Source organism: Pectobacterium sp. CFBP8739, from assembly GCF_013449375.1.
GTDB lineage: Bacteria > Pseudomonadota > Gammaproteobacteria > Enterobacterales > Enterobacteriaceae > Pectobacterium.
Genome location: NZ_JACDRR010000006.1, coordinates 328,852 through 354,928, shown reverse-complemented (window position 1 = coordinate 354,928; position 26,077 = coordinate 328,852). Strand labels below are relative to the sequence as shown.

The following is a 26,077-nucleotide window of genomic DNA, read 5'->3' as shown; positions in this document are numbered from 1 at the left end:
GCCCGATTTATCGCTGCGGCAAAAAACGCAGCGGGTTTACGGATTTCCCCTTGTAACGAATTTCAAAGTGCAAGCGAACTGAGCTGGTGCCTGTACTGCCCATCGTAGCGATTTTTTGTCCTGCCGTGACGTCTTGTTGCTCACGGACTAGCATCGTATCGTTATGGGCATAGGCACTGAGGTAGTCATCATTATGCTTGATGATTATCAGATTTCCGTAACCACGTAGCGCGTTACCCGCGTACACCACGCGCCCACTGGCGGTTGCGGTGATCGGTTGCCCACGTGAGCCGGCGATATCAATCCCTTTATTTCCCCCTTCGGAATCGGAGAAACTATCTATGACTTTCCCATCGGTAGGCCAACGCCAACTGCCGACAGCAGCCGTATTGCTGCTGGCAACAGCCGCTGGTGCGGAAACAGGAGCGGTTGTTGCCCCTGCCGTAGGTAACATCTTACCTACATTCTGTTTACCCTGATTACCAGAATACGCATTAGTTGACTGAGAATCAACCGATGTAGTTTGTATTTGAGCACTTGATGGCGGTGTTGGTACTCCCCCCCGGGTGGCATCGGTTGTTGCCAGCATGCCACCACCGCTCGTCAAGCCACCGCCCGAAGCGTTGTTGCCGGATCCGTTGCCTAAATTCAGTGATTGCCCCACATTCAGGCTGTATGGTTCAGGAATATTGTTGCGCTGCGCCAGATCTCGGTAATCATTGCCGGTAATCCAGGCAATATAAAAGAGGGTATCACCACGTTTAACGGTGTAGGAATTGCCGCCGCTGTAGCTGCCTTTCGGAATATTACCGTAGCTGCGGTTATAAACGATCCGACCATCGGACGTCGTTGCCACACTTTCACTCGTCGTTGAAATACGCGATGGTGGCGCAGATAACATTCCCCCTCGGCTGCCCGTATTTCCGTCAACGCTGCTGATCGGTGCGGATTTGGAATTATTGTTGGTACATCCAGCCAATCCTAAGACAATCACCGTACAAGCAGCAATGTGACGCAAATTCATCATTCGGCTTCCCATGCGCCTTACTCCCCTATAGCTATAGCGTTCAAAAAAACAGCATTCAAAAAATAACGTTCAAAAAAGTGTCGATAACATTCAAGAAACCATAATACTCAGAACCCAATTCGGACATGTTTGCCTCGCATCTGCTGCCGTTTTACTGGATGTCGCCCAACTGCCCATTGCGTAGTTACTGCCATTGCGTAATTGCTGCCGTTGCGTAACTGATTGTAGCGTAAAAGATATCCGCTCATGTATTCGTTAATTGGAACGAGAAAGATCGCTACTTCACCATCGCTGGCGCATAAGCAAAACGGGAAAGGCACCGCGATGATTAGAGGCTAACAATATCAACAAGTTCGCACTATAAAACAGTTGTGTTGAAATTTTAAAGACTTAACAACAAATGCACACCAACGCCACGGTATCAGGCTAATTCCCCTTTGACCAGTGGAACAAACCGAACAGCTTCAACCGTTTGAATAATAAATTCACCGGCATGGCGCTGTACAACTTGCAGTATTTGCGACTGCTCCCCAACGGGCAACACCATTACGCCGCCTTCATCCAACTGTTCCAGCAGCGCACGGGGAATTTCCGGCGGCGCCGCGGTAACGATAATGGCATCAAACGGCCCGCGCGACGCCCAGCCCTGCCATCCATCGCCATGGCGGGTAGAAACATTGTGCAAATCCAGCTGCTTTAAGCGGCGCTTAGCCTGCCACTGCAGCCCCTTGATGCGCTCCACCGAGCAAACGTGTCGCACCAGATGCGCTAAAATCGCCGTTTGATACCCCGAACCCGTACCAATTTCCAACACGCGGGATACCGGCGTCAGGTTGAGTAGTTCCGTCATTTTCGCAACCATATAGGGCTGCGAGATAGTCTGGCCGGAACCAATAGGCAGAGCGGTGTTTTCATACGCTTTATGTTCAAAAGCTTCATCAACAAAACGTTCTCTGGGTACGGCTTCTATCGCCTTCAGCAGACGTTCGTCCTGAATGCCCTGCTGACGCAACTGCGCCAGCAACGTTTCTATACGCTTGTTTACCATTCCCCGCCGACCTCAGCTCTGGTTAACCTCGTCACCAATACAGCAATGTTCCCGCACAAGGGCCAGCCAGCCGCCGCGACCGCAACGTTGCTGGTATTTCTTCTCTCAACGATTTTCTGCAAAAAATCGCAGTACATCAGACTCATACCGATCACCTAAGGATCGAGATACCGAGGGGGACCACGGTGTGAGGTCTCCCTGCGGGAACCTCATCACCGTGTTTCCCTCTAATACATTCAGCCTTAAACGAACAGCATTAAGTACATCAGACACCCATATCGGCATCCTGATCTGAATGCAGCAATTCACGTACCACACTGGTCGCAAAACTGCCCGCAGGTAGCCAGAATTTCACTTCCACGGTCGCATCGTCCTGCCATTCCCAGAGCATCTGTTGCGGATACAGCAGTATCGCACGCCGAGACGATTCAACTCGTTCACGCTTGGCCAGCGACCACAGTGCTTCTTGTCCCGCCAAAGCCTGCTCTTCAAATTCGTGCGCCTCATCCTGCGTACCCAGCTCACCATCACCAGGCAGCGGCGCAGTAATCTGGAGTTCACCGGCATCAAGGCGCGCCTGTAAGGCATCCAGTTCATCAGGCTTAGCAACAAACCAACTACCGCGTCCTGTCAACTGCAATGCGTCACCACACAAAACGGTTTTCGCCTGCGCTCCCGCCAGTCTCGCGCTGGCAACCTGATTAAACATCGCACTGCGGCTAGCAGAAAGGTAAAAACTGCGCTTATTACGTTCTTTTACTCGAATCTCGTTATTCGCCCAAAGACGCGCCTGCTCAAGATTATTTCCGTTGCGTCCGAAACGCTGGCTGCCGAAATAATTAGGGACGCCGTTCGCGGCAATCAGCGCCAAGCGCGCATCCACCTCGCGTCGATCGCTGACCTGACGCAGCACCAGAGTAAAATAGTTACCCCGCAGCGTACCGATACGCAGTTTGCGGCGGTGGCGAACGGATTCCAGCACATCACAGCCTTCAACCGCTAGCGAGGAGAAATCCGGCGTGTCCTTGCCCGGCATATGCAGACAGAACCACTGCTCGGTGACAGCATGACGATCTTTCAGGCCCGCATAGCTCACAGCCCGCAGCGGCAAGCGAGCGAATTTTGCCAGCATTTCAGCCACAAATTGCGTATTGCAGCCGCGCTTGCGCACGCGCAACAGCACATGCTCACCGTCACCGTCTGGCTGGAACCCCAGATCTTCAACAACGACAAAATCTTCCGCAGCCGATTTCAATGAGCCAGTAGCCTGTGGTTCACCATGCAACCAAACGAGTTGTTCGCTATTTTCCATCGTTATCCTACACGATCATGGCCGGATGACGCGCAGCCATGACCTTGTTTCTTATACTGTTAATTTTCTATGGTTGATAAGATCTTGCTGACAAGACATTGATTACAAAAAACGGCTTACCACGCGACAATTTCGCCCGTTCCTTTTTTCACCAGCAAAGCAACGGCTTCGCAGGCAATACCTTCACCACGACCAGTAAACCCAAGTTGCTCTGTCGTGGTGGCTTTCACATTGACGTCATCCATGTGACACAGCAAATCTTCTGCCAGATTCACACGCATTTGCGGAATATGCGGTGCCATTTTCGGTGCCTGCGCAATAATCGTAACGTCTAGATTTCCTAACTGATAGCCTTTTTCATTAATACGACGCCAGGCTTCACGCAGCAAGCCACGGCTGTCCGCGCCTTTAAACGCCGGATCGGTATCAGGAAACAGCTTACCAATATCACCCAGTGCGGCGGCACCTAACAGGGCATCCGTCACCGCATGCAGTACCACATCCCCATCGGAATGCGCCAGCAGGCCCTGAGCATAAGGAATTCGCACGCCACCGATCACCAGCGGACCTTCTCCACCGAACTTATGGACATCAAAACCGTGACCGATACGCATCGCGCATTCTCCTTATCTATATTTAACGAATAAAGTTAGCGAATAAAATGAGGTTACTGCAAATGGGTTAAATAGAATTCGGCTAATGCCAAATCCTCTGGACGAGTGACTTTGATATTATCCGAACGTCCGCTGATAATTTGCGGGCGATAGCCACAATATTCCAACGCGGAGGCTTCATCTGTAACGGCAACACCATCCTGAAGCGCTCGTTGCAAGCACTGTTTCAACAGCGCTGCAGGGAAAAGTTGCGGCGTCAGTGCGTGCCATAAATCGTTACGCTCTACCGTGCGATCGATAAATCCATCCGTGCTGCGCTTCATGGTATCACGAACCGGGGCGGCTAAAATTCCACCAACGTCACTCTGCTCGACAATCGTCAGCAGGCGCGTCAGATCGTCCTGATGCAGACACGGACGCGCCGCGTCATGCACCAGCGCCCATGCGCTATCCGCAACGGCGGACAGCCCAGCCAGCACGGAATCGGCACGCTGCCGCCCGCCCGTAACGGCCAAAATACGGGGGTCGTTAGCAATCGTCAGGGTATGAAAAAATGCGTCATCGGGGCTGATGACGACAACGACACGCTGCACGCGCGGATGGCGTAAAAGCGCGTCTATAGTGTGTTCAAGAATGGTTTTATGGCCGGTTGCATCATTACCAATCGTCAGATACTGCTTAGGACGATCGTTTTGCATTCTGCTGCCGTTACCCGCGGCGGGCAGAACGGCAACAATATCAGGTGGGGAAAAGCTCGGTGTCTGCATGCGTCAACGTTGTGTATTGTTGGATGGAGAAGGAGTAGATGAAGTCGTATTCACGTTGCGGTGGTTCGATTCCGGTACCAGACGATAGAAGCTTTCACCGGGTTTGATCATTCCCAGTTCATTGCGTGCACGCTCTTCAATCGCTTCCTGTCCGCCATTGAGATCGTCAATTTCGGCAAACAGTTGTTCGTTACGGTCTTTTAATTTCGCGTTGTTTCCCTGCTGGACAACAACATCATCCTTCACCCGAACATAATCATGAATGCCATTCTTGCCCAGCCACAGTGAATACTGAAGCCAGCCAAGCAATATCAATAATAACAGCGTAAGCTTTCCCATCCCGCCCCCTGAAAAACCGCCTAATCATCCCATAACTTTTGTTTCGACTCCACTGTGTCCCGCAGTGGAAGGCAAGATTCGCTCTGCCGCGTACCTAAATGGGGGAGATTTCGGGCAAGAAGTCCCACTCAACACTCCCTGAAACCCTCGTATCTTCTATTCATCCCCCACTCTCCGCCAGTTGTCAGAAGACGCAGATGTCCAGAAATAGCGTAGATAAAACCGGCTACAGGAAAACGTCAGTTGAACCATGAATACTATCTGTGTATTTTTATGCATACAAAGTGCATAAAAAAAGAAAATTTCACCTTTACGCTTTTATATCTAAACCAGGAGACACAATGTTCAAGAAACTGTTATTTGTTGGTGCGATCTTCGCCACCGCACTCTCTACCAGCGCCTTCGCCGCAGAGCCTACTTATGTTGTCGGATCTGGCGGTACCTATCGCCCCTTCGAGTTTGAAAACGCGCAGAAAGAGCTGGAAGGCTTTGATATTGATATTATTAAAGCGATCGCCAAGGCGGAGAATTTTAATATCAAACTGATCAATACGCCGTGGGAAGGGATCTTCGCGACCCTCAACTCCGGCGACCGCGACATTATCATTTCAGGTATCACGATTACCGACAAACGTAAGCAAATGGTCGATTTCTCCGCGCCGTACTTTCCTGCCGAACAGTCTATCGTCGTTCCTAAAGGCTCAACGATCGACTCGATTGCCGCATTGAAAGATCACAAAGTGGGCGTGGTAAACTCCAGTACCGCCGATGTCGTGGTTTCTGACGTATTAGGGAAAAACAGTACATCGATTAAGCGCTTCGATAACACGCCGTTAATGTTACAAGAGCTGTATGAAGATGGCGTGGGTGCCGCGGTTGGCGATGTGGGTGTGGTGAAGTTTTACATTAAGACTCACCCTGAAAAACAGTTCAATCTGGTTTCCGACGCCAAATTTGAACGCCAGTATTTCGGGATCGCCGTCGCGAAAGGCAACGATCAACTGCGTGAGAAGATTAACGCTGGGCTGAAAAAAATCGTTGCCGATGGCACCTACGCCAAAATCTATCAGACCTGGTTTGATAACAACGTTCCGACCTTACCCGCAGAATAACGCCTGCAATACACTGCGAACCTCTCATGGTCTCAATCGCCTCACGCGAGACGTCGCACTAACCGGACAGCCTGCCTGTCCGGTTTAATTTAAAAGAATCATTACGTTAGCCTATTCAAAAAAGGAAACGATCTTGACGGGATTTCGTTGGGAGATCATTCAGGAGTATGCCCCGCTATTTATGGAAGGTACCTGGATGACCATCAAATGCACCATTATCTGTGTCATTCTCGGCACCTGCTGGGGATTAACGCTCGGATTAGGCCGCTTAGCGCAAGCGCCGCACGGCCCATGGAAATATATCCTGCACTACGGCGTTCAATGGCCGGTACGCATCTACATTAGCGCCTTTCGCGGTACACCACTGTTTGTACAAATCATGGTGGTGCACTTTGCTCTGGTGCCACTATTCATCAACCCGCGCGACGGATTGCTGGTGACTAGCAATATCATGTCAGTCGATTTTGCCCGCACGCTGCGTGCCGATTACGGCGCATTCCTCTCCTGCATAGTGGCCATTACGTTGAATGCGGGTGCCTATGTCTCCGAGATATTCCGGGCCGGTATTCAATCCATTGACCGTGGTCAGATGGAAGCATCACGCTCGCTCGGCATGAGCTATGGCCGCACCATGCGGAAAGTCATCCTGCCACAGGCTTTTCGCCGCATGCTGCCGCCACTGGGTAACAACGCTATCGCGATTGTGAAAGATTCATCGCTGGCTTCGGCGATCGGATTGGCGGATCTCGCCTATGCCGCTCGCACGGTGTCAGGCGCTTACGCCACGTATTGGGAACCCTACCTGACGATTTCCATTGTCTATTGGGTTATTACCTTCCTGCTCTCTCTGCTGGTGCGGCACATGGAAACGAGGTTTGGCAAAAGTGATTCACGTTAACAATCTGCAAAAACAGTTTGGCGATACCCATGTCCTGCGCGGTATTTCCTGCGACATCGCGCCTCAAGAAGTGCTCTGCCTGATTGGCCCATCCGGTTCAGGAAAAAGTACCTTTCTGCGCTGTATTAATGCGCTGGAGACGCTGTCGGCAGGCGAAATTACGGTCAACGGTTTTGCCATTCACGATAAGAAAACCGATATCAATCGCATGCGCGAAAGCGTGGGTATGGTATTTCAGCGCTTTAACCTGTTCCCGCACATGACAGTGTTGGAAAATGTGATCATGGCGCCGATGGATGTGAAAAAATTGCCCCGTGATCAGGCCGTTGAACGGGCTAAAGCCTTGCTCAGCAAGGTTGGTCTGCTGGATAAAATCGATGCCTGGCCGAACAGCCTGTCCGGTGGTCAACAGCAGCGTGTTGCAATTGCCCGCGCGCTAGCGATGGAACCGACGATCATGCTGTTTGATGAACCGACCTCCGCGCTGGACCCTGAACTGGTTGGCGAAGTGCTGGCGGTCATGAAAACGCTGGCGAATGAAGGCATGACTATGGTCATCGTGACCCATGAAATGGCCTTTGCCAGAGAAGTGGCTGATAGAGTGATCTTTATCGATCAAGGGATCATTCAGGAGCAGGGGACGCCAGAGGAGATATTTACTCATCCGAGTAACCCGCGTACGCAGGCTTTCCTAAGCAAGATACTGTAAATACGCTATAAATTGTAAAACCAAGGCTGTCAGCCTCTTCTAAACTGACAGCCTTTTTCACCACCCCGTCAGAAAAGAAAATACCAGCCAGAACAGGCAGATCACCGTCAGTCCCGTCGCAAAAAGCGTATAAAAAATATAGCCTCTCAGCAGAAAGCTAAACCCGACGCCCACCAGCACCGAAAATGGCATCAGCGCCAGAAAGAACGGCCAGGTGTAGAGCATGAAGAAAAACGTGGTATTGGAGCCGTATACCAGAAAGGGAATGCTAAAGGCCAACCAATAGGAGGAGAACCCCGTCACCGCCCCCATAAACAGGTAGGAAACGCCGTCATCCTCTTCTTGCACTGGCCGAGTCTTGCTAATCGTTAACTGCGTGGCATTTTGCATAATCTTTCCCATTCTTCCCCTGCATCACCCAACAGCGCGGTGAAAAAAAAACGGGGGTGTCAGAGCTTGATAATAGCTCTCTTGCCAAGCAGATCTAACAATTGCTCTGTCAAATTTGTTACTAATTGTTCGCCATCCAAGTGACTATCAGGCGCTTCCGGCGCTTCATACGCCGAGTCGATCCCCGTGAAATTACGCAACTCTCCCGCGCGGGCTTTTTTATACAACCCTTTAGGATCGCGCGCTTCACAGGTCGCTAACGGCGTATCGACGAAGACTTCAATGAACTGCCCTTCGCCCAGTAAATCCTGCACCATTTTGCGCTCGGCGCGGTGCGGCGAGATAAACGCGGTCAGCACCACCAGACCGGCATCCACCATCAGTTTGGCGACTTCCCCCACGCGGCGAATGTTCTCTCGCCGATCGTCGTCGGTGAAGCCCAAATCACGGCACAAACCGTGCCGGACGTTGTCGCCGTCCAGCAGGTAAGTGCTGACGCCGCGAGCGTGTAGCGCCTGCTCCAACGCCCCTGCCAGCGTGGATTTACCGGAACCTGACAGCCCAGTAAACCAGATAACCACGCCTTGATGACCATGCAACTTTTCGCGCGACTCACGGGTGACATCGTGCGCATGCCAGACGACGTTCTCGTCAGTCGGTTCATCGCGTAAAGACACGTTATTTGCCCCCCAGTAGGTCGCGCGCACCCCAATGCGGGAAGTGACGACGCACCAGCGCATTCAGTTCCAGCTCAAACGCGCTGTACGCGCCCGGCTCCTGATACACCTGCTCGATAGGTTCCCTTACCAAACCGGCCCCCACCGTGACGTTGCTCAGACGATCGATAAAGATCATGCCACCGGTTACCGCGTTGTGCTGATAGTTGTCCAGCACCAGCGTCTCATCAAAAATCAGCTCAACCGAACCGATGCCATTCAGCGGCAGGTTCTCCGCGACGCGCTGCGTTAGCGTATTAATCTCAACCTGATACTGAATATTCTCGACCCGAGCACGCGTTTTTTTGCCGCCAATCTTGATGTCGTAACTCTGTCCCGGCACCAGTGGCTGTTCCGCCATCCAGACGACATCCACCAGCGCATGTTGCACTGCTTTCAGCGATTCACTGCTATCGACCAGCAGATCGCCACGGCTAATGTCAATCTCGTCCGCCAGCACCAGCGTAATGGCTTCACCTGCCTGCGCCTGCGGTAAATCACCGTCAAAGGTCACAATACGGCTGACAGTGGATTCTACGCCGGACGGCAGCACCTTAACCCGCTGCCCAACGCGGATAATGCCAGATGCCAGCGTGCCCGCGTAGCCGCGAAAATCCAGATTCGGACGGTTAACATACTGCACTGGGAAGCGCATTGGCTGTTCGAGGCTACGCTGCGCCACATTTACCGTTTCTAACACACCTAACAACGTCGGGCCGGTATACCAGCTCATCGCCGTGCTTGGCGTGGCAACATTGTCGCCATCCAATGCGGAAATCGGCACAAAAGTGATATTTAGGTCGGTAGGCAGTTGCTGAGCAAAATCCAGATAATCCTGCTTAAACTGCTCAAATACCGTTTGCTGATAATCAACCAGATCCATTTTATTCACCGCCACCACCAGATCGCGAATCCCCAGCAGGGTCGCAATAAAGCTGTGGCGACGGGTTTGATCCAATACACCTTTGCGAGCGTCAATCAGCAGAATCGCCAGCTCACAGGTTGATGCGCCGGTCGCCATGTTGCGAGTGTACTGCTCGTGTCCTGGCGTATCGGCGATGATAAATTTGCGTTTTTCCGTCGAAAAATAGCGGTAGGCCACGTCAATCGTGATGCCCTGTTCACGCTCGGCCTGAAGCCCATCGACCAGCAGTGCCAGATCCAGCTTTTCGCCCTGCGTTCCCAGACGTTTGCTGTCATTGTGCAGCGTGCTGAGCTGATCTTCATAAATTTGGCGCGTATCGTGCAGCAAACGGCCAATCAGCGTACTTTTTCCATCGTCGACGCTGCCGCAGGTCAGGAAACGCAGCAGCGTTTTATCCTGCTGTGCATGTAAATAGGCTTCCACACCACCCTGCTCGGCAATCTGCTGTGCAATCGCATTATTGATGACGACGGCATCTTTCTCAGCCGCGTTTTCCGCAACTGTATCTTTTAACGAAGTTTGGCTCATTCGACGATTCCTCAGAAATACCCTTGACGCTTTTTCAGTTCCATTGAACCGGCCTGATCGCGGTCAATTACCCTTCCCTGACGCTCACTGGTCGTGGAAACCAGCATCTCTTCAATGATTTCCGGTAGCGTCTGCGCCTCGGATGCCACCGCGCCCGTCAGCGGCCAGCAGCCTAGCGTGCGGAAGCGCACCATGCGTTGTTCGATAACTTCACCCGGTTGCAAGTCAATACGATCGTCATCTACCATCAGCAACATGCCATCGCGCTCTAGCACCGGGCGTGGCGCGGCCAGATAGAGCGGGACAATCTCGATATTTTCCAGATAGATATATTGCCAGATATCCAGTTCGGTCCAGTTGGAGAGCGGGAAAACGCGGATGCTTTCGCCTTTGTTAATCTGGCCGTTGTAGTTATGCCACAGTTCCGGGCGTTGATTCTTCGGATCCCAACGGTGGAAACGGTCGCGGAAGGAGTAAATGCGCTCTTTGGCACGCGATTTTTCTTCATCACGACGCGCGCCGCCAAACGCGGCATCAAAACCGTATTTATCCAGCGCCTGCTTCAGCCCTTCGGTTTTCATGATGTCGGTATGCTTGGCGCTGCCGTGTACAAAAGGGTTAATCCCCAGTGCTTCGCCCTGCGGGTTACGGTGTACCAACAGCTCACAGCCGTAGGCCTTCGCCGTCCGGTCGCGGAATTCGTACATTTCACGAAATTTCCAACCGGTATCAACGTGTAGCAGCGGGAAAGGCAGCGAACCCGGATAGAACGCCTTGCGTGCCAGATGCAGCATCACCGAAGAGTCTTTACCGATGGAGTACATCATCACCGGATTGCTGAACTCGGCCGCCACTTCGCGGATGATGTGAATGCTTTCGGCTTCAAGTTGCCGTAAATGCGTGAGTCGTTTCTCGTCCATACCCTTTCCTTAAGCCAAGTTTACTACCGCTGGGCGGCTGTCTTGCGGCACCGTCGGCGTTGTCTGACCAAACCAGGCAATCTGATGGTGTAAATCCACCACCTCGCCAATCACAAGCAGCGCCGGAGTCGGCGCTTGCCGTGCCAAATGTTCTAACTCTTGCAGCGTGCCGATTTGCACCTGCTGATCGTGTCGAGTGCCACGACTGATTACCGCAACAGGGGTCTGTGATGAACGGCCATGCGCGATAAGCTGCTGTGCAATTTCCGCCGCTTTCATCGTTCCCATATAAATCGCCAGCGTCTGACGTCCGCGCGCCAGTGTTGACCAGTCCAGTTCATCGCCATCTGGACGACAGTGACCAGTAATAAAAAGCACGCTCTGTGCGTAGTCACGGTGCGTCAGCGGAATCCCCGCATATGCCGTCACACCTGCCGCTGCCGTCACACCAGGCACAACTTGAAACGAAATCCCGGCCTGTGCCACCGTTTGCAGCTCTTCACCGCCGCGGCCAAAGATGAAAGGGTCCCCCCCTTTCAGGCGAACTACCCGCTTACCTTCCTGCGCCAGCGTCACCAACAGTTGGTTAATCTCATCCTGCGGTAGCGAATGCGCACTGGCGCGCTTTCCGACGCAAATGCGTTCGGCATCGCGGCGCACCAGATCCAGCACGTCGGGGCTGACCAGATGGTCATACAGCACCACGTCCGCCTGCTGCATCACTTGTAATCCACGCAGCGTCAGCAACCCAGCATCACCGGGGCCTGCGCCAACCAGCGCCACTTCACCACGTGCTGCCGCAGGCAGTTGTTGCTCGTCTTGCTGATTAACCAGTTGCTGTTGCAATTCGTCTTCGGCCTGCGCCAACTGTCCGGCAGAAACCAGTGCAGCAAAACGCCCGACAAACAGCCGTTCCCAAAAACGACGGCGTGCCGGCATCGAATGCAGCCGAGTTTTAATCCTGTCACGCCAGCTTCCGGCGATGTCTGCCATCGTGCCCAGACTGGTCGGCAGTAAGGATTCCAGCTTTTCACGCAGCAAACGCGCCAGTACGGGCGCCTGACCGCCGGAGGAAATCGCCACCACCAGCGGAGAGCGATCGACAATCGAAGGGAAAATAAACGAACACTTCGGCTGATCGTCCACCACGTTCACCAGCAAATGGCGCTGATTGGCCGCCTCAAACACCGCGGAATTCAGCTCAGCGTCATCCGTAGCGGCAATCACCAGAAACACGCCAGAGAGCAAATCAGGCGTAAAAACCTGCGCCAGCCATTCAACCTGCCCGGCCTGATGCTGCACAGCCAACGGTTCGGCCAGCGCCTGCGCGACAATTTTTACCTCCGCACCCGCGCGTTGCAGTAGATCGATTTTGCGCGTAGCAACCTCGCCGCCGCCGACAACCAGTACCGGACGCTGACGAAGATCGGCAAATATAGGGAGATAGTTCACAATCGCCTTAACTAAGCAAAAAAGTAGATAATGCGACTATACGGTGAGGACAGAACACTTATGAAATGCCGAATTGGAATGACAAGTTCCGTAATGGAATAACAATGCGTTCACAAGCGTTATTCAATCGATAAAAAACCGGGCGGTGCCCGGTTTCTATTTACCCTTCGTGCAGCCCACATTCGCGTTTCAGGCCGAAGAAGCGGGTTTCCTCTTCACTCATGCCCGGTTCCCATTTGCGGGTAGTGTGGGTATCGCCAACAGACAGATAGCCCTGATCCCACAGCGGGTGATAACTCAGGCCATTTTCTTTCAGATATTGATACACCGTGCGGTTATCCCAATCGATAATCGGCAGGAATTTGAAGACGCCACGCTGAATCGCCAGCACCGGTAATTCGCCTCGGCTGCCGGACTGCTCGCGGCGCAGGCCAGCAAACCACGTTTTCGCCTTTAATTCGCTCAGCGCCCGATTCATCGGCTCGACTTTATTCAGTTGGTTGTAGCGCTCGATGCCTTCCACGCCCTGTTCCCACAGCTTACCGTAGCGTGCCTCTTGCCAGGCCGGAGATTCAGCAGCGCGAAACACGTGCAGATTCAGCTTCAACTGCTCCGTCAGCGCATCAATAAACTGATAGGTTTCAGGAAACAGATAGCCCGTATCAGTGAGAATGACCGGAATATCCGGCCGTTGCTGCGTCACCAGATGCAGCGATATCGCAGCCTGAATGCCGAAGCTGGACGACAAAACATAGTCGCCCGGCAGATTCTCCAGCGCCCAGCTCACCCTTTCCTGCGCCGACAGTTGTTCAAGCTGACCATTCACGACAGCGAGCGCTGCCGCCTGCTCCGCTTTCGGTAATGCGTTGAGCGCTTCAAGGTTAAATTCGGCCATCAGGTTCTCCTGTCAGTCATAAAAATCACGGGCGGGATCCAGCACCGGTTTAATGATGTTGGTACGAATGGTGAAATCACCAAAGCCTTCATTCGGCTGGCGATCCTGCGCCCATAGCCCGATAAGCCGATCGATTTCTGCCAGGATCTCGGTTTCATTAATGTTCTCGCGATACATACGCGGAATGCGTGTTCCCTCGCGATTCCCGCCCAGATGCAGGTTATAACGCCCCACGGCTTTGCCCACCAGACCGATTTCTGCCAGCATCGCGCGGCCGCAGCCGTTCGGGCAGCCCGTGACGCGCAGAACGATATGTTCATCCCCCACGCCGTGCTGCTGCATGATGTCTTCCACTTTCGTGACGAACTCTGGCAGGAAACGCTCTGCTTCCGCCATTGCCAGCGGACAGGTCGGGAACGACACGCAGGCCATCGAATTCTTGCGCTGCTCGCTGACGCCGTCATCAATCAAACCGTGTTCACGTGCCAGCGCCTCAATCTTCGCTTTACTGCGCGCAGGAACGCCCGCGATGATCAAATTCTGGTTCGCCGTTAAGCGGAAATCCCCTTTATGGATTTTAGCGATTTCCGCCAGACCCGTTTTCAACGGGCGCCCTGGATAATCCAGAATACGGCCATTTTCGATAAACAGCGTCAGGTGCCATTTATTGTCGATGCCTTTTACCCAGCCAATACGATCGCCACGTCCGGTGAATTCATAAGGACGTACGGCTTCAAATTTCACACCGGCACGCGCTTCCACTTCTTGCTTGAAGTTCTCGACACCCACACGCTCCAGCGTGTATTTGGTTTTCGCGTTTTTACGGTTGGTACGGTTACCCCAATCACGCTGTGTTGTCACCACCGCTTCGGCAATCGCCAATGTATGTTCAATCGAAATATAGCCCAGTTCACTGGCAGTTCGTGGATAGGTCGCCTTATCGCCGTGCGCGATAGATAACCCGCCCCCCACCAACACGTTGAAGCCCACCAATTGGCCGTTATCAGCAATCGCAATAAAGTTAAGATCGTTGGCGTGCAGATCAACATCATTCTGCGGCGGGATCACCACCGTGGTTTTGAACTTACGCGGCAGATACGTCGCCCCCAGAATCGGCTCTTCATCCGTCGTCGCGACCTTTTCCTGATCCATCCAGATCTCGGCATAGGCGCGCGTGCGCGGCAGCAAATGCTCAGAGATCTTTTTCGCCCACTCGTACGCCTGCTGATGCAGCTCAGATTCCACTGGGTTGGACGTACACAGCACGTTACGATTCACATCGTTTGCCGTTGCCAGCCCATCCAGCCCAAGACGATTCAGCAGTTGATGCACCGGTTTCACGTTCGGTTTCAGAATGCCGTGAAACTGAAAAGTCTGACGGTTAGTAATACGAATACTGCCGTACAGTGTACTTTCGCTGGCAAATTTATCGATTCCCAGCCACTGTTCCGGCGTCATCACCCCGCCGGGTAAACGGCAGCGCAACATCATCGCATGGCGCGGTTCCAGCTTCTGTTCGGCACGCTCAGCGCGAATATCACGGTCATCCTGTTGATACATCCCGTGGAAGCGGATCAGCAGAAAGTTATCGCCGTTGAAGCCGCCAGTCAGACCATCATTCAGGTCTTCAGCAATCGTGCCGCGCAGAAAGTGACTTGCCAGCTTCATGCGCTCAGCATCAGCGAGTTTCCCTTCTACCACCAACGGACCAGGGTGTTTTTCACTGAAAACGTATTTTTCACTCATTAGTACACATCTCGCTGATAACGGCGCTCAAGGCGCAGGTCACTTAAAAATTCATCGGCCTGTTCACTGTCCATGCCGCCATGCTCAACTATTACATCCAACAGCGCCTGCTCGACGTCTTTGGCCATACGGTTGGCATCACCACACACATACAGGTGCGCCCCGTCCTGAATCCAGCGCCAGACTTCTGCGCCTTTTTCGCGCAGTTTGTCCTGTACATAGATTTTGTGTGCCTGATCGCGCGACCACGCCAGATCGATATGGGTCAGCAGACCGTCTTTAACGTAGCGCTGCCATTCAACCTGATACAGAAAATCTTCCGTGAAGTGTGGGTTACCAAAGAATAGCCAGTTTTTCCCTTCTGCCCCTTCGGCATCGCGCTGCTGCATAAAGGCGCGGAACGGCGCAATCCCCGTGCCTGGCCCAATCATGATGACCGGCGTGTCGGAATTCGCAGGCAGACGGAAGTTATCGTTGTGTTCGATGAAGACGCGGATTTCATCATCTTCGCTCAGCCTGTCGGCCAGATAGCTGGATGCGCCACCCGCACGCGCGCGCCCTTCGTAGTCATAGCGCACCACGCCCACAGTGATGTGCACTTCGCTTTCGACTTCCGCCTGCGACGAGGCAATGGAATAAAGACGCGGCGTCAGCGGACGCAGCAGACCCAGCAGTTGCTCCGCCGTCAGTTCAGTCGGTGCCTGTCGCACCATATCCACCAGCGGCGTACGCTGTGCAAACTGTTGCAGCGCAGGTTTATCGGCTATCAGCGACAGCAGTGTTTCATTACGAGACAGTGCCGCATATTTCTCAACGATCGGCGCGGTGTTCTGCGTCAGCTCAAAGTGGCTTTTCAGCGCCTGCGATAATGGCAGCGTCTTGCCGTCAACGCTGACAGACTCATCACCCTTTAGCCACAGCAACTCCAGTAGTTCCTGCACCAACGCGGGATCGTTATCAAACCACACGCCCAGCGCATCACCTGGCTGATAACGCAAACCGGAATCCCCGAGATCGATCTCAATATGGCGAACATCTTTTTCGGAGTTACGTCCGGTGATTTTCTGGTTCACCGCAAACGTGGCATGCAGCGGAGACGCTTTGCTGTATGGGCTGCTGGTAATTTCATCCAGTGCCCCTTGAGAAGCGAGCTGTGCTACCGCCGTTCCCTGCACCGGCACACGCGCTTGCAAAATATCAACTAACTGACGGCGCCATTGCTCGGCCAGCACCTGATAATCCACATCGGCATCAACGCGATCCAGCAGACGTTCAGCGCCTAACTCAGCCAGACGGCTGTCGAAATCCTTACCTGCCTTGCTGAAGAATTCGTAAGAGGTATCACCCAGACCAAACACGGCAAATGCCGTGTCTTTCAGCGCCGGCGCTTTTTTGGACAGCAGGAACTTATGCAGCGCGACCGCCTCTTCCGGCGGCTCCCCTTCCCCCTGCGTCGACGTCACGATCAGCAGCAGTTTTTCCTGCCCGATTTGCTTGAACTTGTAATCACCCGCATTGACCAGATTGACGGACAGCTTGGCCGCCAGCAGATCGTCACGCAGTTGTTCCGCGACCCGGCGCGCATTGCCAGTCTGTGAGGCGGAGATCAGTGTGATCGTTTGTACTGGCACCGTGACTGCGGCGGCGGTCGTTGCCGTGGCGGTTATCGCCCCCGGCTGCACATTCCCAGGCTGCTGAACCAGTCCCCAGAAATAGCCAGATAGCCAGGCCAGCTGCGTCGATGAGAAATCACCGGTTGCCGCCTGTAAACGCGTTAATTGCTCCGCACTCAGCGGAAGCAATGAAGTGGGGGAAACCGGAGTAGTCATTGTGATTTCTGTTTCCTTGTGCCTGTGCAGTTAGCCAACGACGCTAATACAAAAATAGGCAATAAAAAGATGGATGGAGGATAAGGGTAACGATCTGCATCTTAACAATTAAAGAAATGATGGAAATATTAAATAACCAAAATGACTAAATGGTTTTTCTGATAATCCTTATTGCTTAAAGTGTTATGGCTGATGGCACGCGCGTTACATGGCGATATCAGTAAGAATGCATTCGAGAAAGAGGGGCTTATGCGCAGCCCATATAAACCAGTCCTTCATACGTAAATACAAAGGGCATCGCGGATTTTGCCGTTATCCGGCGTAAAAAATTATGCTGAGGAGATAGCAGGCTTAGGATGAGCCGCATGGACGCGGCGAGAGCTTGCGCCACGTAGGACAAAAACGTCAGAGACGTTTTTGAACAGCACTCGTGCTGGCCCGAAGGGCGAGCCCCATTTATGGGGCGAGTAAACGTGTCGCAAGCGATCCGTTAAGCCTGATACCGACGAAGGAACCGCGTCAGCGGCATAATTCCCCGCCGAAAGCCAGGGGTCACGGGGCGAGCGGCGTTTGAGCCGCCACGTGTCGGGCGCGTGCTACGAGGTAGCATGACAATAACGGTATTATCGCGCACGAAACTGCCCCCACAGTGGCATAAAAATGTTGCTAAGAGACAGCTACAAACAAGGTACTCACTAAATTTTCAGGACTTTCATGCCGAAATCGTCTGGACTCACGATGTTTTCGAGCTGGCCGACCTGCAACAAGTCGCCTTTAGAGACGACGCTGCTGATATTGGTGTCAGGAAAGCGGAGGTTTTTGACGAGGTGCACCGCAATAGGTCGCCCCTTTTTATCAATATCCATCACCCATCCAAGGAAGCCTCCCGAATATTTCGCCAGGCTGCCTATTGGGTAGAGACCATAAATCTGGACGTATTTAACCAGCACCGCCTTGTCATAGGCGGCGTTCGCCTCATAGATTTTGCGGTAGGCAGCCAACGGCGTGCGGGGCGAAACACCATTACGCGCATGCCTGAGCTTATTAATCGCCTTAATCACAGAGACCAAGCGGACTAACGGCGACAATGGTTCAGCGCGTTTGCCTTGCGGATAGCCGCTGCCGTCCAAACGCTCGTTAGCATTCTCGATGACATCGCGGCAAGTTGGGCTGATTGCCCAGCCCAGTTCACGTAACTTCTCGCACAGCACCGCCACGTGACCGCTCAGGATCGCTTTCTGTGTCGGATTCATGTTGACCTTTAGCGACGGCAGGCGGGCGTTGACCAACAGCGGCTTCCCCATGGTGTGGAGTAACGCACCTAACACCGCCTCGCGCGCATAGGGATCGTGCGGATCGGCAAGGAGCAGCATGTCGGCCAGCTTTCCCGCAACCTGCACGGCATGCCTGACCCAATCCGCCTCATCACGCAGAAACGACAGCGCATACAGAAAAGCCTTTCTCTCTTTTTTGACCATATAAAGCAGGGTATCGACACAGTCATAAAAGATCTCAACAGGCAGTTGATTGCGCGTTTTGATGTACATCAGCCCAATCTGAAGCCGATGGGCAACCTCCATGACGCCTCGTTCCATAGGCGTCTGGCGAGTACGTTTCTCACGTTCCTGGCTTTCTCGCAGCAAGAGATTTTTCTCCTTGGTGCCCGGAATGAACAACGGGGACGGATACACCATGCTGCCAGTGACGCCAGTTCGGTATGCCGCCTCTCTTTCCGACTCATTCGTGTACTGAAGCAGGGCTTCAGACTGAGATGACGACAAATTGATAAACTGGATGCCGACAGCCGCATAGCCATTATTCCCAAAGGGCCGAATGTGGCGGATTCTTCCTTCGGCATAAAAGCTTTCCCCGTTGGGAAACTCCAACGTAATGCCGGGAATAGCCTGACCGACGTCAATAGCAATACTTTCCACCAGATCGATTTCAACCAGACAACCACCGGTCGATAAATTACGCAGCGTTCCAGGCACGTTAAGCGTATGCATATAGACTTCGATACGAACACGAGCTTGCATGCCGAGAATAAAAGGAATACGAATCCCCCCTCGGTTTTCAGTGACGAAAACAGAGTCTGGCAAGCGACATTCCAGACGATAAAACATGCTATCGGTCTTGAATAATTGGGTGGGAATATTACAAAGGCTGTAGGTTTCCCGTTCGATGTTCTCCGTACCTTTGAGCGCCTCCAAATCAAAATGCAAACCACCATCGGCAAGGTATCTGTCAATATCCGAGCCAGAATATTCTACTGCCAACACGATACGGTTTTTATCCAGATTCAATTCCGAAATGTCTGCCTTTAATGCATATAGCATATCCTTGGCATAGATAGACATCACATAGGGATGTTGCAGCAATGTGCTAATAACTTTAGCGGGCGGAGGAGAAAAATGTTCCACTATAATATCTACCTATTAACGCGATAGTGATATACCCAAAAATCCAAAAAAGGATTTCCCTTTATTAATAAAAACGAACTTTTATGCAGGGTTCACAGCTTTATAAAAATGCTTATTCTTACTGATAAAAATGTAATTAAAATGCAATTTCTGATTTTTCATCCTTCGATATCATTACGAAACGTCGAGCTTAATGTTGTTCATCATCCTAACAAGGATGCCATAAAGTCACAACGATCGTACGCACCTGATAAATTGATTTAAATTCATACAAAAATCAACATATAAACCAGTTAAACGAAAAAAACCAATATAAAATATCACTAAAGTTAATAAAGAACAGAGTAAAACACCAAAGATAAAATAGATTTAAACGATCATTAATTTTCATTCAATAGCCTTAAGCTATCAAATAGGGATTATTGATCATTTTAAACAATTTCCAACTATTCCAAATTGCTGTGTAGAATCCAGACGAGCAAGGCTGTGGAATTCCTATTTCTATGGAGAGGGTGAGTAATCAGTAAAATGAATACAACAACATTGAATATTGATGGAAAAATCCTTAGGTTGACAGCAGAGTTCCAGCCTATCATCCATCTCCCTCACAATAAAATATTCCGCTATGAAGCCCTCGTCAGGTTTTATAATTCGGAAGGCATGCTCATATCAACTCAGCAAACTATAGATAAAATAGAGAAATATAAAGCAATCGATAAAGTAACAGATTTCATGTTTGATATTGTCTGTCAGGTAATAAAAAACAAAAGCAGCATGACAATATCTTTCAACCTTTCACATTTACTTTTTAATAACTCCGCCTATCTGGAAAAATTATACCAAAAATGCGTCATGCATCAGGTTAACCCGAAAAATATAGAAATAGAGATCAGTGAAAAAACGACCCGACAGCAGTTAATAGATGGGATACCTTTTTTAAATCAGGCCAAGAAATATGGCTTTATGATTTCATTAGATGACTTCGGCGCAGGAAATCTACAAATAGACAGCCTGAGCTTGTTTGACTTCGATACCATAAAAATTGATCGTTCTATTATCGATGGCATCGGTAAAGAAGAGACAAAATCACAAAAACTAAAGATCTTATTGAACAAACTCATGCCTCTTGGCGTAAACATTATCTGTGAAGGCGTTGAGAAAGCAACCGATCTGAACCGGTTAAATAAATACCATCCCATTGGGATTCAAGGATATATCTTCTATCGGCCACTCACATTCAGCCAATTAAGGCTGCTGGAAGGTTTTTAGCCGATATCCTTCATTTCTGTCACCCTACGTCGGCTGGTGAATGCGTCATCATGCCGCCGATAATCGACATTCCTACAATAACCGCCCTGCCAACAACCTCTTATACGAACGACATTAGCGAACAGGCTCACATTTCTGGCGTTCGCCCCAGGAATTTATCTTTTGCGATAGCACATCAATGCGATACTCACGCCACTGGCAACGGGAGAAAAATGATGTGGCAACGGCGCGCGCTGGAACTCAATACGCAAGATATTTGGCACTGGCAACAGATCCTTGCGGTTATCGATTATGCCCGCGAACAGGGTTTCAATACGCTGGTGTTGGGCGCAGCAGATTTACTGGATAAGCTGGTCACGCCAGAAGCCTACAATAACGCGCGTTTTGACGATCGCATCAGCAGCCAGCAGCGTTCTCGATGTGTTTACCTGAATCAGGTCGCGGCGCACTGCCGTGAACAGGGACTGGCGCTGTATTTGCAATGCAAAGAGCTGTCGTTTCCTACGGATTTACTGCTCCATCACCCGGAATTACTGGACGACAAACATAGCCTCCGTATGGATACCGATTTTTGGTGCGACTACCTTGCCGCCAAAGTCGAACTGCTGATGCAGCAGATCCCGCGGCTAAGCGGCCTGCTGTTGGCGATCTCCAATAGCGATAGCCTGCTGCGCTTTTCCGCGCCTTCTGGCGATGAGATCAACGGCATCGTTCCCGTCACCACGCACTGGCCAACCAGCACCGACAGCGAACAGATCTATCACCGCCTCTTCTCCGCCGTCGCACGCGTGATGCACTACCATCAGCGCCACCTGGTCTTGCGTGCCTTTCCCGCCAGCCATCAGGATATCGGTAATGTGCTGAACGCCATTCGCACGCTGCCGGAATCCGTCTCTGTCGCGATCAAAGTCACGCCGGAACGCTTCTGGCCTGAGTTTCCCAATAACCCCGCGCTGCTGGATGTCAGCGGACGCGAAGTCTGGGTCGAGCTGGATTTGGCTGGGGAAGAAGTCGGCTGGGGTAACCTCCCCTTCCTGCGCTACACCGAAGTGCAAGGGCGGCTACTGTGGTGTCGGGAGAAAAATCCCGACATTGTCAGCGCACTGTGTCGTATCAGTTGGGAGGGCGTAGATAATCACAGCGTGATCGGCACGCTCAGCGAATTTACGCTGTTCGCCTGTTCCCGTTTACTCACTCACCAGACCACATCGACCAACGAAAGTGCGCTGTTTGCACAATGGCTGATGGTGCGTTATCAATGGCAGCCGGATGAGACGGTACTGCATACGATGCAGGCTCTGCTGGATCAGGCACATCAAGCTATCTCCCTGTCGCTGTACGCCCGCCACCACGTGTTTCACCGCCACAGTCTGCTGCCAACCAGCTTTGGTCAGGCGATCTGGAGCCTGTACGGTCAGCTCAATCGTAACCACTGGTTGCCGGGCTCGGGTCAGGATATTACGTTCGATCCGCAGCATGCGGAGCTGGCTTCGCAGAACCTCTACCACATCGCGAAAGAGAAAGATGCCGCATGGCAACTGGCGGAACAGTGCCAGCAGGCCGCTCTGCAATTTTCTCGTGAACACACGATGCCAGAAGCGCTCAGGCAACGCTGGCAGCAGGAATGGCGCGGCCTGACGCTGTATTGCCGCGCTTTTGTTCACGCGCAGAAAGCCTTCTTTACGTTGCACTACTGCGAACAGGTGGAGAACAACTGGACGCTGCGGGAAATCGCCAAAACCAATATTCAGGCACTATACGGGATCGGGCATGAGATGGAAGATTTCTGCCTGCAACACCGAGCGTACCCGGTGAGCATGCATGTGATGTTTGATGCCGGGCGTCCACGCGCGTTAGCCGATAGCCTGCAACAGCAGTTGGCTGAACTCGCGTCACGCACCGGCCAGTAAAATACCGTAGTCAGTAACAACCTTATCTGGTCAATGCTTAGCGAATCACCCGCTTCAGAATGCGCTCGCCTGAATTGCTGAAGTTTTTCGCCGATTCTTCCACGCTCTTCTTGCCATAGTCGAGCTGTTCGATAGTTTGCAGGATCAAACTGGCAAGCTGCGGATCTTCAAGATAGGAGGAAACGGGCGTTTGCATCGGTTTTTGCAGCGCCAGTGATAATCCGACAACCGACAGATCGTTCGTATCCAGCTTTTGCTTTTCCTCCAGCGCTTGTCTGGCAATACGGCTGAGCGGAATACCGCGCTCGGTGCCCATCAGCAGCGCGCCTTCAGGATCGTTCATCAGATAGTTCAACAACAGCGCCGCTTCTTTCGGATGTTTGGTATTTTTACTGATGGCAAACAGCATGGAGGGTTTGAAGAACTGCCCGGAATTATCCGACCCCGGCATCATGATGTAGGGGCCTAATTCGAGCTTGCCGGGTGCCGCCAACGGATCGGCGTATTTCTTCACAACCGAAATCCACAGATGGGCGCCGCCGTATTCCCCATTAATCCAAGGACGCGTTTCATACATCCCGACTTTGCCGAACGCATTGTAATACTTCGAGGACGGCATCACGTGTTCGTCGATCAAACGCTTATAGAAGCGAAATGCCTCGATCCATTGCGCATCACTGTAGTTAAAGCGTTTGTTCTTTTCGTCGATCATGCCAATCTGGTATTTCTGCGTCATGTAATAGTTGAGCAGTTCCAGCAATCCTTCACCGCTGTCCTGTGCAGGCGAGGCGATGGGGAAATAGTTATCGCCCAGTTTCTCTTTAAATACCTTGCCCGCCTGGAACAGCTCATCCCAAGTGGTGGGATACGGCAACCCGGCTTTCTTCCAGGTTTCCGCGTTGTAATACATCACCAGCGCATTCAACGAGGTGGAAATCGCGTTTACTTTGCTGTCAATTGTCGCAGGTTTTAGTGCATCTTCGGGAAAATCCTGCAATTTCAGCGTATCGATCAGCTTATTCAGGTCATAAAAACCAGTACCGGTTTTGGAGAAAATCGGCAACCAGTTCCAGTTTACCTGCATGACATCCGGTTCTTCACCGCTAGCAATCTGTGTGGTCAGACGGGATAAGTGCCCGTCCCAACCGGTATATTCCGGCCTCACGCTGATGTGCGGATATTTTTTCTGAAACGCTTCCAGCGCAGTCAACGTCGCCTGATGACGGCTGTTTCCTCCCCACCAAGAGAGGCGTAATTCCACTGGATCAGCAGCCTGCGCAACGGAACAGAGCGCAGAGAAGGCGATGACAATCAGTCCAAGTAATCTCATTTTTCCCCCAACGACATTATTATTGTGTGTGTTTGGCGTACTGGTGTGGTGTGTGGATGAGAAAGCGGGTCGGGTACGTAACCGCCTGGCATTTTGGGAATCAACCTATCCCTCACCCTGACAAGATAGGCAGAACCCTTTTTGCCGCGCCAGCCGCGATGGCGGGAAAACGCGTGATTTGCGGGACTGGCGGAAGAAATGGTGATGACCGCATCGCGCTAGCGGGCGTTTCAACCACGCGACGCGAGCGCTATCTGGCGCAGCAGGGAGGTGCCTCACATCATTAACTGACGCACTACACCAAAAAGAGATTTAATTCACAAACAAGAAACACAAAAACAACAAAATCGCTCCATGTATACGGAAAAAGAGAAAAAGCAGCGTAAAAACGTGATGAAACACACATCATATAAAATGCCGCCTCACCTTCTTCGTTATGCTTTTCACATTCTCTTACGCCACATTCCATACGCTGTGAAGCCCGCTCCAACCTCCGCAGATTTCATCACGACAGCCACAGCCAAAGGCCAGAAAACGTGCTGCAATCGGAGCAGGCTCGATCAGATAGGATAACGCGATGAAGCACTCTATTCAGTCATACTCCCCCGCTGCCGACGGTATCACGCCGGATACTGCCATCTTTCAGCAGGCTATCGATCGGATTGCGGCACAGGGCGGCGGCACCCTGACGGTCGAGCCAGGACGCTATCTATTAGGAGGATTGCTGCTGCCGTCCAATTTTTGCCTGCTGTTGGAAGCGGGAGCAGAGTTAATCGTCAGCGGTGACTATGAGCAATTTACGCAGGCCACCACCCTCAGCATGGCCGAACTGTCGCACCGTGCGTTTCTTTATGCTTATCAGCAACGCAATATCACGATCTGCGGTCAGGGTAAGATCATGGGAAATGCCGATGCCTATTTCTCGGCAGAACCCGACGATCAGGGTTATCGCCTGCCTGCGCAACATCGCCCACGCATTGTAGTCTTTGAGGATTGCGAACACGTCCGCCTATGTGATTTTACGATTGAGCATGCCCCGATGTGGACCGTGCATCTGGTTAGCTGTCGTCAAATCATCGTCGAGCGTCTGACGATTGATAACGATCTGAGCATGGCAAATACCGATGCGCTGGATCTCGACAGCTGCCAGCAGGTGCAAATCAGCAACTGCTCGCTGAGCGCCGCCGACGATGCGCTGTGCATCAAAACCACTAATAAACCGCCCCATCTGCAACGTAAGGTGCAGCAGGTTGTCATCAGTAACTGCCTGTTACGATCCAAGAGCTGCGCCCTGAAGGTCGGCACCGAAACCTTTGCCGATATTGAAGATATTTCCGTCAGCAACTGCGCCATTTACGAGACCAACCGAGCCATTGGCCTGATCTCCCGCGATGGCGGTGCGTTCCGACGTCTACAGTTCAGCAACATTACGTTCCACTGTGTCGCTGCGCACCCGTGCCACTGGGGCAAAGCCGATCCGATCTTTATCTCCGTACGCTATCGCGATCCCAACATCGAACCGGGCCGGATCGAAGCGGTACAGTTTTCTCAGATCGCGGGGATCAGCGAGGGGGCGATTAACCTGCACAGCACGCCTGTAGGTTACATTCGCGATGTCCATTTCCATGTCGTGCACCTCGAACAGCGGCAAAGCGACTCGCCAGAACAGGGCATGTACGATGTACGTCCGCCCTGCAACCCAGAACGCCCTACGGGTATGGGGCTGGATAATGCCTATCGGGTCGATCCCACAACGGGACGTGCATTCGGCGTTGAGTCCTACCCTGGCGGTATGCCCGTGTTATTCGCACGCGGCGTTGTGAACCTGACCACCAGCCACATGACGTTCCACCGCCCTGAGCCGCTGCCTTCCGGCTGGAGCCACGCGACGATAGTGCAGTTGGAAGAGTAAGCGCTTTCG

23 protein-coding genes are annotated in these 26,077 nt (G+C 52.2%); 7 read left to right on the top strand and 16 right to left on the bottom strand.

What is annotated here, in order from left to right:
• Positions 1-7: 7 nt before the first annotated feature.
• From nlpD to ftsB, 6 genes are all read right to left on the bottom strand, one after another.
• The gene (gene nlpD, locus H0247_RS05965; protein ID WP_180741707.1) at positions 8-1,027 is read right to left on the bottom strand and encodes a murein hydrolase activator NlpD; all 1,020 of its coding nucleotides are present in this window, start codon (positions 1,025-1,027) and stop codon (positions 8-10) included.
• Positions 1,028-1,448: 421 nt separating this feature from the next.
• Positions 1,449-2,075: a protein-L-isoaspartate(D-aspartate) O-methyltransferase gene (locus H0247_RS05960; RefSeq protein ID WP_180741706.1), complete on the bottom strand. Its 627-nt coding sequence runs from the start codon at positions 2,073-2,075 to the stop codon at positions 1,449-1,451.
• A gap of 265 nt (positions 2,076-2,340) precedes the next feature.
• Positions 2,341-3,387 carry a tRNA pseudouridine(13) synthase TruD gene (gene truD / locus H0247_RS05955; protein ID WP_180741705.1) on the bottom strand — a complete coding sequence of 349 codons (1,047 nt, stop codon included), beginning with the start codon at positions 3,385-3,387 and terminating at the stop codon, positions 2,341-2,343.
• A gap of 116 nt (positions 3,388-3,503) precedes the next feature.
• Positions 3,504-4,001, bottom strand: a complete 498-nt coding sequence (gene ispF / locus H0247_RS05950) for a 2-C-methyl-D-erythritol 2,4-cyclodiphosphate synthase (protein WP_180741704.1) — start codon at positions 3,999-4,001, stop codon at positions 3,504-3,506.
• A 53-nt stretch (positions 4,002-4,054) separates the two neighbouring features.
• Positions 4,055-4,768 carry a 2-C-methyl-D-erythritol 4-phosphate cytidylyltransferase gene (gene ispD / locus H0247_RS05945; RefSeq protein WP_180741703.1) on the bottom strand — a complete coding sequence of 238 codons (714 nt, stop codon included), beginning with the start codon at positions 4,766-4,768 and terminating at the stop codon, positions 4,055-4,057.
• Positions 4,769-4,771: 3 nt separating this feature from the next.
• Entirely contained in the window at positions 4,772-5,107 is a 336-nt protein-coding gene (ftsB, locus tag H0247_RS05940; RefSeq protein WP_180741702.1) for a cell division protein FtsB, read from the bottom strand.
• A 341-nt stretch (positions 5,108-5,448) separates the two neighbouring features.
• Between ftsB and H0247_RS05935 the strand changes: the two genes are divergently transcribed.
• The 3 genes from H0247_RS05935 (at position 5,449) to H0247_RS05925 (ending at position 7,826) form a co-directional block, all read left to right on the top strand.
• Positions 5,449-6,219, top strand: coding sequence for a basic amino acid ABC transporter substrate-binding protein (locus H0247_RS05935; RefSeq protein WP_180741701.1), 771 nt, complete (start codon positions 5,449-5,451; stop codon positions 6,217-6,219).
• Between the two features lie 133 nt (positions 6,220-6,352).
• The gene (locus H0247_RS05930; RefSeq protein WP_180741700.1) at positions 6,353-7,117 is read left to right on the top strand and encodes an amino acid ABC transporter permease; all 765 of its coding nucleotides are present in this window, start codon (positions 6,353-6,355) and stop codon (positions 7,115-7,117) included.
• Positions 7,104-7,826, top strand: coding sequence for an amino acid ABC transporter ATP-binding protein (locus tag H0247_RS05925; RefSeq protein ID WP_180741731.1), 723 nt, complete (start codon positions 7,104-7,106; stop codon positions 7,824-7,826). The genes H0247_RS05930 and H0247_RS05925 overlap by 14 nt, the downstream gene beginning before the upstream one ends.
• Positions 7,827-7,883: 57 nt before the next feature.
• On the opposite strand, the gene H0247_RS05920 is transcribed toward H0247_RS05925, so the two are convergent.
• The 9 genes from H0247_RS05920 to H0247_RS05880 form a co-directional block, all read right to left on the bottom strand.
• The gene (locus tag H0247_RS05920) at positions 7,884-8,228 is read right to left on the bottom strand and encodes a DUF3561 family protein (protein ID WP_180741699.1); all 345 of its coding nucleotides are present in this window, start codon (positions 8,226-8,228) and stop codon (positions 7,884-7,886) included.
• A 47-nt stretch (positions 8,229-8,275) separates the two neighbouring features.
• Positions 8,276-8,956: an adenylyl-sulfate kinase gene (gene cysC, locus H0247_RS05915; protein WP_219606632.1), complete on the bottom strand. Its 681-nt coding sequence runs from the start codon at positions 8,954-8,956 to the stop codon at positions 8,276-8,278.
• Positions 8,895-10,385, bottom strand: coding sequence for a sulfate adenylyltransferase subunit CysN (cysN, locus tag H0247_RS05910; protein ID WP_180741697.1), 1,491 nt, complete (start codon positions 10,383-10,385; stop codon positions 8,895-8,897). The genes cysC and cysN overlap by 62 nt, the downstream gene beginning before the upstream one ends.
• An 11-nt stretch (positions 10,386-10,396) precedes the next feature.
• The gene (cysD, locus tag H0247_RS05905) at positions 10,397-11,305 is read right to left on the bottom strand and encodes a sulfate adenylyltransferase subunit CysD (RefSeq protein ID WP_180741696.1); all 909 of its coding nucleotides are present in this window, start codon (positions 11,303-11,305) and stop codon (positions 10,397-10,399) included.
• Positions 11,306-11,314: 9 nt separating this feature from the next.
• Complete coding sequence (cysG, locus tag H0247_RS05900; RefSeq protein ID WP_180741695.1) at positions 11,315-12,757, bottom strand: siroheme synthase CysG; 1,443 nt, start codon at positions 12,755-12,757, stop codon at positions 11,315-11,317.
• Positions 12,758-12,917: 160 nt separating this feature from the next.
• Positions 12,918-13,652 (bottom strand): phosphoadenylyl-sulfate reductase, encoded by a 735-nt coding sequence (locus H0247_RS05895; protein ID WP_180741694.1) that lies wholly within the window; start codon positions 13,650-13,652, stop codon positions 12,918-12,920.
• A gap of 12 nt (positions 13,653-13,664) precedes the next feature.
• Positions 13,665-15,398, bottom strand: coding sequence for an assimilatory sulfite reductase (NADPH) hemoprotein subunit (cysI, locus tag H0247_RS05890; RefSeq protein ID WP_180741693.1), 1,734 nt, complete (start codon positions 15,396-15,398; stop codon positions 13,665-13,667).
• On the bottom strand, positions 15,398-17,227 hold the full coding sequence (cysJ, locus tag H0247_RS05885) for an NADPH-dependent assimilatory sulfite reductase flavoprotein subunit (RefSeq protein ID WP_180741692.1): 1,830 nt from the start codon (positions 17,225-17,227) through the stop codon (positions 15,398-15,400). The genes cysI and cysJ overlap by 1 nt, the downstream gene beginning before the upstream one ends.
• Before the next feature lie 695 nt (positions 17,228-17,922).
• On the bottom strand, positions 17,923-19,647 hold the full coding sequence (locus H0247_RS05880) for a PilZ domain-containing protein (protein ID WP_180741691.1): 1,725 nt from the start codon (positions 19,645-19,647) through the stop codon (positions 17,923-17,925).
• Between the two features lie 528 nt (positions 19,648-20,175).
• Between H0247_RS05880 and H0247_RS05875 the strand changes: the two genes are divergently transcribed.
• Positions 20,176-20,916: an EAL domain-containing protein gene (locus H0247_RS05875; protein WP_180741690.1), complete on the top strand. Its 741-nt coding sequence runs from the start codon at positions 20,176-20,178 to the stop codon at positions 20,914-20,916.
• A 215-nt stretch (positions 20,917-21,131) separates the two neighbouring features.
• The gene (locus H0247_RS05870; protein ID WP_180741730.1) at positions 21,132-22,826 is read left to right on the top strand and encodes a hypothetical protein; all 1,695 of its coding nucleotides are present in this window, start codon (positions 21,132-21,134) and stop codon (positions 22,824-22,826) included.
• Between the two features lie 37 nt (positions 22,827-22,863).
• On the opposite strand, the gene H0247_RS05865 is transcribed toward H0247_RS05870, so the two are convergent.
• On the bottom strand, positions 22,864-24,156 hold the full coding sequence (locus H0247_RS05865) for an ABC transporter substrate-binding protein (protein ID WP_180741689.1): 1,293 nt from the start codon (positions 24,154-24,156) through the stop codon (positions 22,864-22,866).
• Positions 24,157-24,212: 56 nt separating this feature from the next.
• On the opposite strand from H0247_RS05865, the gene H0247_RS05860 reads away from it, so the two are divergent.
• Positions 24,213-24,443: a hypothetical protein gene (locus tag H0247_RS05860; protein ID WP_180741688.1), complete on the top strand. Its 231-nt coding sequence runs from the start codon at positions 24,213-24,215 to the stop codon at positions 24,441-24,443.
• Positions 24,444-24,733: 290 nt separating this feature from the next.
• Complete coding sequence (locus tag H0247_RS05855; RefSeq protein WP_180741687.1) at positions 24,734-26,068, top strand: glycoside hydrolase family 28 protein; 1,335 nt, start codon at positions 24,734-24,736, stop codon at positions 26,066-26,068.
• Positions 26,069-26,077: the final 9 nt, after the last annotated feature.

Excerpts from the sequence above, each read along its gene's own strand:
- nlpD (WP_180741707.1), bottom strand. The coding sequence starts at position 1,027 with ATGATGAATTTGCGTCACATTGCTGCTTGTACGGTGATTGTCTTAGGA.
- H0247_RS05960 (WP_180741706.1), bottom strand. The coding sequence starts at position 2,075 with ATGGTAAACAAGCGTATAGAAACGTTGCTGGCGCAGTTGCGTCAGCAG.
- truD (WP_180741705.1), bottom strand. The coding sequence starts at position 3,387 with ATGGAAAATAGCGAACAACTCGTTTGGTTGCATGGTGAACCACAGGCT.
- ispF (WP_180741704.1), bottom strand. The coding sequence starts at position 4,001 with ATGCGTATCGGTCACGGTTTTGATGTCCATAAGTTCGGTGGAGAAGGT.
- ispD (WP_180741703.1), bottom strand. The coding sequence starts at position 4,768 with ATGCAGACACCGAGCTTTTCCCCACCTGATATTGTTGCCGTTCTGCCC.
- ftsB (WP_180741702.1), bottom strand. The coding sequence starts at position 5,107 with ATGGGAAAGCTTACGCTGTTATTATTGATATTGCTTGGCTGGCTTCAG.
- H0247_RS05935 (WP_180741701.1), top strand. The coding sequence starts at position 5,449 with ATGTTCAAGAAACTGTTATTTGTTGGTGCGATCTTCGCCACCGCACTC.
- H0247_RS05920 (WP_180741699.1), bottom strand. The coding sequence starts at position 8,228 with ATGGGAAAGATTATGCAAAATGCCACGCAGTTAACGATTAGCAAGACT.
- cysC (WP_219606632.1), bottom strand. The coding sequence starts at position 8,956 with ATGCGCTGGTGCGTCGTCACTTCCCGCATTGGGGTGCGCGCGACCTAC.
- cysN (WP_180741697.1), bottom strand. The coding sequence starts at position 10,385 with ATGAGCCAAACTTCGTTAAAAGATACAGTTGCGGAAAACGCGGCTGAG.
- cysD (WP_180741696.1), bottom strand. The coding sequence starts at position 11,305 with ATGGACGAGAAACGACTCACGCATTTACGGCAACTTGAAGCCGAAAGC.
- H0247_RS05895 (WP_180741694.1), bottom strand. The coding sequence starts at position 13,652 with ATGGCCGAATTTAACCTTGAAGCGCTCAACGCATTACCGAAAGCGGAG.
- cysI (WP_180741693.1), bottom strand. The coding sequence starts at position 15,398 with ATGAGTGAAAAATACGTTTTCAGTGAAAAACACCCTGGTCCGTTGGTG.
- cysJ (WP_180741692.1), bottom strand. The coding sequence starts at position 17,227 with ATGACTACTCCGGTTTCCCCCACTTCATTGCTTCCGCTGAGTGCGGAG.
- H0247_RS05875 (WP_180741690.1), top strand. The coding sequence starts at position 20,176 with ATGAATACAACAACATTGAATATTGATGGAAAAATCCTTAGGTTGACA.
- H0247_RS05870 (WP_180741730.1), top strand. The coding sequence starts at position 21,132 with ATGTGGCAACGGCGCGCGCTGGAACTCAATACGCAAGATATTTGGCAC.
- H0247_RS05865 (WP_180741689.1), bottom strand. The coding sequence starts at position 24,156 with ATGAGATTACTTGGACTGATTGTCATCGCCTTCTCTGCGCTCTGTTCC.
- H0247_RS05860 (WP_180741688.1), top strand. The coding sequence starts at position 24,213 with ATGAGAAAGCGGGTCGGGTACGTAACCGCCTGGCATTTTGGGAATCAA.
- H0247_RS05855 (WP_180741687.1), top strand. The coding sequence starts at position 24,734 with ATGAAGCACTCTATTCAGTCATACTCCCCCGCTGCCGACGGTATCACG.